Here is a 7,163-nt window from a genome sequence, read left to right as displayed (position 1 = left end):
CGATCTCCACGTTCGGGTTGAGCTGCTGGTACTCCTTGTACAGGTCCTTGTACCCGAACTCACCGAACGTCGCGATGGTGAGCTTGACCTTCTCACCCGGCTTCGCCGGGTCATCGCTGCCACCACAGGCAGCAGTGGTCATGACCAGCGCGGCAGCGAGCAGCGGTGCCGCGACCATGACGGCGCGGCGGCGCAGGCTTCCGCCGTTGAGGGCTGGACGCATGCTTTTCCTCCAAACACAGGAAGGGATGGTGCGTTCTTTTGGGGTAACGTGCTGAGGAGCTTCGTGAGAGCGCTCTATCGGAGAGCGCTCTCCCACGCCAGAGCATCGCGCCGCCGCCCATTCCTGTCAAGGGTCAGTTGCAGTGCTGTTACAGGAACAGACATCCGCGCAGGTTACGGCACACCCGCCGATACGAACAACAGAAGTTGATCATGAAGTTGTGCGCACGACACGCCGCCGAGCCGTGCCATAAGTTCATGATCAACGGGAAACGATGATCCAGAGGGTCAGGCGGAGGCGCGCTGGACCAGATCGGGGTCGAAGATGACGCTCGTGGTGCGGTTGGCGCGCTGGTCGATGCGGGTCAGGAGGAGGCGGGCCATCTCGGCGGCCATGTCCTCGACCGGCTGGCGCACGGTGGTCAGCGGGGGGCGGCTGGACAGGGCCGCGCTGCTGTCGTCGAAGCCGATGACGGCGACGTCGTCGGGCACCGACTTGCCGCGGTCGCGCAGCACCATCATCGCGCCCTGGGCCATCACGTCACTGGCCACGAAGACGCCGTCCACCTCGGGGTGCTCGGCGAGCAGCCGCTCCATGGCGCGCTCGCCGCCCTCCTGGGTGAAGCCGCCGTCGTAGGACGGCACGTACGCCACGCCCTGCTTGGCCATCGCCTCGCGGAAGCCGTTGAGGCGGTCCACGCCGGCCGGCATGTCCACCGAACCGGAGATCGTGGCGACGTGCTGACAGCCGCGCGCGATCAGATGGTCGGCGGCCAGCTTCGCACCCTGGTAGGTGGCGACGTCGACATAGCTGATCGGCATCGGGGCGGCGGGGCGGCCGTACAGCACCGCGGGCACGGCCGCGTCGGCGAGCAGGCGCGGCAGCGGGTCGTGCGGGTGCAGCGACAGCACCACGACGCCGTCGACCTGTCCCTGGCGCACGTCCGAGACGACCTTGGCGCAGGCGTCCTCGTCACCGGCGAGCACCAGGGCGAGGTGCACCCCGGACGGGCGCAGCACGCTGAGCACGCCGCCGACCACCCGGCCGAAGAAGGGGTCGGAGAAGAAGCGGCCGAGGAACGGGTCGTCCGCGGCGCGGTTCTCCGCTTCGGAGACGACCAGGGCGATCGCGCCCGTACGGCCGGTGACCAGCGATCGCGCCGCCCGGTTGGGCACGTATCCGGTGGCGGTGACCGCGTCCCAGACGACCTTGTGCAGCTGCGGGTCGACGTTGCGGATATTGTTGATCACCCGCGAGACGGTGGCCCTGGACACGCCCGCCACCTGCGCGACGTCCTCGAGCGTCGGCAGCCGCTGCGCCGGCGTCTGGTCACTGGTCATGAACGTCTTTATAGCACAAAGGGAGAGCGCTCTCCGCCCTCGACCTGCACGGACTTGGGTCGGTTTCCCGGCCCAACGCACCCACGCGGTGCATGATCGCCCGACCTGCCAGGCAGCTGGGCGAATGGCGCTTCAAGATACGCCCAGGTGCCTGGCAAGTCGAGTGATCGAGCAATGGGGAGCAGATGGTGCGGCGGGCGGGTCGAGGCCTCCACCCGCCGCACCTGGTGAGCGGTCCGACGTCAGTTCTGGTAGACGCCGAACTCCCACAGTGAGAAGCCGTACGCGGTGGCGCGTTCCACGCCGTTCATACGGACATAGCGGCCGGTCGCGGTGACCGGGAGGATGTCGAACCCGCCGTTGCCGGCGGTGGTCGAGTAGACCGTGTTCCAGTTGGTCCCGTCGTTGGAGACCTGGATCTGGTAGGACTTGGCGTACGCCGCCTCCCAGCCGAGCAGGACGTTGTTGAACGTCTTGACCGAGCCCAGGTCCACCTGGAGCCACGCCGTGGTCAGCCACTCGCTGGCCCAGCGGGTGCCGTAGTTGTTGTCCACGGCGTAGGAGGGCAGCTGCGGCCCGTTGGTGCCGGTCGGCTGGTAGGTCGACGCGGTCGCCGGACGGCCCTGGGCGATGTTGGTGCCCGGCACCGTCGGCGCGACGACCCGGATCGACTTCTGCTCGATGCCCACGTTGCCGAAGCCGTCGAACACGTACACGTAGATCTTCCAGACGCCCATCTGCTGCGGGGCCGTCACCGAGAACTCGTTGCTGCCACCCAGCTGGGTGAAGCGCACGTTGTCGAAGCCGCGGTTGCCGTTGATGTGCTTGTTGCTGTACATGATGTTGTAGCGCAGCAGGTCGCCCTGCGGGTCGCTGGCGCCGACGTACAGCGTGAACTGGCCGCCCGCGGGCACCGAAGTGGTGTTCGACAGGGTCAGGCTGGTGATCTCCGGCGGGGTGTTCGCCGACGGCGTGCCGCTGTAGGCCTGCTTCAGCGCGTGCCACCCGTGCCGGCGCCAGCCGCCGGTCAGCGTGTTGAGCCAGACGCCGCCGAAGTCGTTCTCCAGGCCGTAGTGGAACTCGGTGCCGCCGAGCGCGACGCCCGGGTGGCTGAGCAGCGCATTCCAGCTCGCCGTGTACTGCGCCCGCTTCTGCAGGTCGGTCGGCTCCAGCGGCACCCCGTTGGCGTCGTTGGGCACCTCCCACTCGCCGTCCGGGCCGCCCTCGGTGAGCACGTACGGCTTGGTGTAGCCGCCGTCGATCCAGGCCTGCTTGAGGCCGCCGACCGCACCGTAGGAGTTGATGCCGTACACGTCGAGCGCGGGCGAGTTGTTCTTGTAGTACGGCCACGCGCCGACCCATGCGTCGGTCGAGGTGACCGGGTGGTTCGGGTCCGCGGCGTGGATCGCCACGGCTACCTCGTTGACGAACGCGGCGTACGCGTTGCGGCGCGCCTCGACCTCGGCGGCCGGCAGCCCGAAGTCCTGCATGGTGAGCAGCACCTCGTTGCCGACGTCCCACATCAGCACGCCCTGGTTGTTCTTGAGCGTGTTGACCCGGGCCACGATCTCGGCCTTGACGGCGTTCTTGTACGCGGTGTCGTTGACGTAGTCCGCGCCCTGGTTGAGCCAGTGCCCGACGATCACCTTGATGCCCTGGCGGGCGGCGGTGTTGAGCAGCACCGGGGTCTGCGTGTCGTCGACGCCCCAGGTGCGGATCGTGTTGACGCCCATGTTCTTCAGGTCGCGCATGTAACCGTCGGCGGCGCCCTGCGGCGGGCCGTAGGTGAGGCCCTTGACCAGGAACGGCGCGCCGTTGACCTGGAGCTGCCAGTTGCCCTGCGTGCCGGTGACGCGCACGACGCTCGGCCCGGCCGGGATCGCCGGGTCGGTCATCGCCGGGGCGGTGCTGCCGGTCTGCTTCGACACGGTGACCTTGTCGACGGCGAGCACGCCGCCGGAGGTGGTGTCCGAGGTCGGCACGGTCTCGCCCGCGATGGCATTCGGGTAGAGGCCGCCCATGGCCAGGTCGAGCCGCAGGTAGAAGCCGTGGTGCACGGCTGCCTGCCAGGCGGCGACGCCGACCTGGCTCTCCCGCACGACCCAGGTCTGCCGGCCGTCGAGGTAGAAGCGGATCTCCTCGTCGGTCTTGGTGCGGTCGATGACCTGCGCGTACTCGTGGAACGCGGTCTGGCAGCCGAGGCAGGTCGCCAGGCCCGAGGTGCGCCCGTTGTATTCACCGCACGGCCCGTCCGGGGCGGTGCCGCAGTGCAGGGTGTTCGACAGCTGGCTGCGGCCGTTGACCCCGCTCATGATGTCGGTCTCGCCGACGCCCGGCCAGTTGTTGTAGTTGCCGCGGTAGGCCGCGCCGGTGGCCCGGAACGCCGGCCAGTAGCCCAGGCCGTTGGCCACGTTGGGCTGCTGGATGACGGCGGAGAAGCGCAGCAGCTCGCCCGGCTGCGGAGTGAAGTCGGTGCGCTGGGTCTCCAGTCGGCCGGAGGTCCACGCGCCTGCGCCGTCGCGGATCGCCTTGATGTTCAGCTTGCCGTCACCGGTGAGGTAGACGTTGGCGGTGGAGTTGCTGGCGGTCTCGACCTCGCCGGTCCCCCAGTTCGCCGCGCCGCCCGGGTACTGCGTGCCGGTGCGCATCAGCCAGTTGGCCCCGCTCGGCGAGGTGCCTGCCGCGCCGTCGAAGTTCTCCTCCCAGACCGTGGTCCAGTTGCCCGACGGGCTGGGCGAGGTGCTCGGGCTGGTGCTCGGCGAGGTCGACGGGGACGTCACCACGCCGCCGGTGAAGACCTTGAACTCCCACAGGGAGTAGCCGTAGCCGTTGGCGCGGGTGGTGCCGTACATCCGGATGTAGCGCCCGCTGCCGCCGACGTTCAGCGTCTGCGTGCCGCCGGGGCCGGTGGTGGTGCTGTAGATGTTGGTCCAGCCGCCGGTGCCGGTGGCCGAGGTCTGGAGCTGGAAGGCCGTCGCGTACGCGCTCTCCCACTGCAGCACGACCTGGCAGATGCTCTGCGTGCTGCCCAGGTCGACCTGCAGCCACTGCGGGTCACTGGCCAGGCTGGACCAGCGGGTGCCGGCGTTGCCGTCGACGGCCGCCGAGGCCGGGGTGCCCGCGTTCTCCACCGAGGAGGTGGTGGCGGTCTTGCCCTGGGCGACGTTCGTGGTGCCGCAGGCGCCCGGGTTGCCGCTCGGGCTCGGCGCGGGGCCGAACGAGCCGATCACCTTGAACTCGAACAGCGAGTAGCCGTAGCCGGCGTTGCGCACCGTGCCGTACATGCGCACGTAACGGCCGGAGCCGGTGACGTTGAGGGTCTGCGTGCCGCCCGGACCGGTGGTGGTCGTGTAGATCGGGGTCCAGTTCACGTCGTCGGCCGAGGTCTGGATCTGGAACGAGCGCGCGAAAGCGCCCTCCCACTCCAGGATCACCTGGCTGATCGACGCGGTCTGGCCGAGGTCGATCCGGATCCACTGCGGGTCGGCCCACTGGCTGCCCCAGCGGGTGCCGGAGTTGCCGTCCACCGCGTTGGCCGCGGCGAGGTCGGCGCCCTGCACCGAGGACGCGGTGACGGGCTTGCCCTGCGAGATCAGCGAGTCGGCGGCGCTGGCGCTGGTGAAGGGGATGACGAGCGCAAGGGACGAGATAACCGTGGTGACCGCGATGGGTATGGCTATCCGCCAGCGGCGGGCGATGTGCCGCGCACCCGGGCGGTGACTGACGGGGGTCATGGGGCTCCTACCTGTTGCAACGGGGAGAGCTCCGGCCGGAGGGCCGTGAGGTGGAGAGCGCTCTCCGAGTGTTACGCCGATATTTCTCCGCTGTCAAGACAGCGACCCTCGACTATGCCGAACTGTCCGCATGAGAGCGTTTTGTATCCCCTCTCGTCGATTCCCTCATCGCCGCAACGGCATCCGCTCTTGACATTCACGCCCCGTTACCGGGAGCCTGGGACTCATTCGGAGAGCGCTCTCCACCGCGTTTCCCGGCGCGCTCTCCGCACCGGCCCGTTTCCACGAGAGGGAACCCATGCCCACCCAGACCGAGGCACCAGCCGCAGCTACCGCGCAGGAGCTGCGGTTTCCCCCCGACTTCTGGTGGGGTGCGGCCACCGCCGCGTACCAGATCGAAGGCGCCGTGGCGGAGGACGGCCGCACCGCGTCGATCTGGGACACCTTCTGCGCCACCCCGGGCCTGGTGGCCGACGGGCACACCGGCGACGTCGCCGCTGACCACTACCACCGCTACCGCGACGACGTCGCGCTGATGCGCGAGATCGGGCTGTCGGCGTACCGGTTCTCGGTGTCCTGGCCCCGCGTGCAGCCCGGCGGGCGATCCGGGGAGAACCCGGCCGGCATCGCCTTCTACGACCGGCTCGTCGACGAGCTGCTCGCCGCCGGGATCAAGCCAGCCGCCACCCTCTACCACTGGGACCTGCCACAGGAGCTGGAGGACCGCGGCGGCTGGACCGCCCGCGACACCGCCCTGCGCTTCGCCGACTACGCCGCCGTCGTCGCCGCCCGCCTCGGCGACCGAGTCCAGCTGTGGTGCACCCTCAACGAGCCGTGGTGCTCGGCGTTCCTCGGCTACGGCGCGGGCTTCCATGCCCCCGGCCGCAAGAACCCCGCCGACAGCCTGCTCGCCACGCACCACCTGCTGCTCGGCCACGGCCTGGCCGTGCAGGCGCTGCGGGCGGCGGTGCCGTCGGCGCAGGTGTCCATCGCCCTCAACCAGGGCGCGGTGCGCTCACTCACCGAGTCGGCCGCCGACCGCGACGCCGCCCGGCGCATCGACGGCCTGCTCAACCGCATCTACCTCGACCCGATCATGACCGGGACGTACCCGGCCGACGTCGTCGCCGACACCGCGCAGGTCAGCGACTGGTCCTTCGTACGCGACGGCGACCTGTCGGTGATCTCCGCGCCGATCGACGCGCTGGGCGTCAACTACTACGCCCCCGACCTGGTCAGCGCCGCGGCCACCCCGCACGAGGAGCCCTCGGTGTACCCGGCCAGCCAGGACATCACGTTCCACCAGACCCCCGGCCCGCGCACCGAGATGGGCTGGACCGTCGACCCGACCGGCCTGCGCGACGTGCTGACCGCCGTGCACCGCCGGTACCCGGACCTGCCGCTGTACGTCACCGAGAACGGCGCCGCGTACGACGACAAGGTCGACGCCGACGGCCGGGTCCGTGACGACGAGCGCATCGCCTACCTGCGCGCCCACCTCGCCGCGGCGCACGAGGCGATGACCGCCGGAGCCGACCTGCGCGGCTACTTCGTGTGGTCGCTGCTGGACAACTTCGAGTGGGCGTTCGGCTACGGCAAGCGATTCGGCATCGTCCGCGTCGACTACGACACCCAGCAGCGGCTGCTGAAGGACAGCGCGCACTGGTACCGCGATGTCATCAGGGATGGCGGCATCGCAGCCTGACACCGGCCCGGGGCTGGGCCGATGTCAGACCCGGGCGGCGTCGTACAGGATGACGTGCCGGTCGCCGTCGCTGCTGCGCCCGCCCTCGACCTTGGCGTCGGCGGGCACGGGGTAGGGGCCCTTGTCGCTCTCGCCCGCGTACTCGAAGCTGACCTTGACGG

3 protein-coding genes and 1 pseudogene are annotated in these 7,163 nt (G+C 69.7%); 1 reads left to right on the top strand and 3 read right to left on the bottom strand.

What is annotated here, in order from left to right:
* From F6W97_RS39860 to F6W97_RS39850, 3 genes and pseudogenes are all read right to left on the bottom strand, one after another.
* Positions 1 to 223 (bottom strand): annotated as a pseudogene (locus tag F6W97_RS39860) (hypothetical protein); the annotation flags it as partial.
* Between the two features lie 287 nt (positions 224 to 510).
* Positions 511 to 1,563 (bottom strand): LacI family DNA-binding transcriptional regulator, encoded by a 1,053-nt coding sequence (locus F6W97_RS39855; protein WP_155375798.1) that lies wholly within the window; start codon positions 1,561 to 1,563, stop codon positions 511 to 513.
* 242 nt (positions 1,564 to 1,805) lie between these two features.
* A complete protein-coding gene (locus F6W97_RS39850; protein WP_155375797.1) occupies positions 1,806 to 5,297 on the bottom strand; it encodes a discoidin domain-containing protein in 3,492 nt (1,163 codons plus the stop codon).
* Positions 5,298 to 5,595: 298 nt separating this feature from the next.
* Here F6W97_RS39850 and F6W97_RS39845 point away from each other — a divergent pair, with 298 nt between their 5' ends.
* On the top strand, positions 5,596 to 7,002 hold the full coding sequence (locus F6W97_RS39845) for a GH1 family beta-glucosidase (protein WP_155375796.1): 1,407 nt from the start codon (positions 5,596 to 5,598) through the stop codon (positions 7,000 to 7,002).
* The last annotated feature ends 161 nt before the right edge of the window (positions 7,003 to 7,163 follow it).

Source organism: Catellatospora vulcania (assembly GCF_009720385.1).
In the GTDB taxonomy this organism is placed as follows: Bacteria; Actinomycetota; Actinomycetes; order Mycobacteriales; family Micromonosporaceae; genus Catellatospora; species Catellatospora vulcania.
Note: the sequence above shows the minus strand (reverse complement) of the source record. Positions and strands in the feature narration are given on the sequence as shown.

What these genes read in the sequence shown, in the direction of transcription:
- F6W97_RS39855 (WP_155375798.1), bottom strand. Translation starts at nt 1,563, where the DNA reads ATGACCAGTGACCAGACGCCGGCGCAGCGGCTGCCGACGCTCGAGGAC.
- F6W97_RS39845 (WP_155375796.1), top strand. Translation starts at nt 5,596, where the DNA reads ATGCCCACCCAGACCGAGGCACCAGCCGCAGCTACCGCGCAGGAGCTG.
- F6W97_RS39850 (WP_155375797.1), bottom strand. Translation starts at nt 5,297, where the DNA reads ATGACCCCCGTCAGTCACCGCCCGGGTGCGCGGCACATCGCCCGCCGC.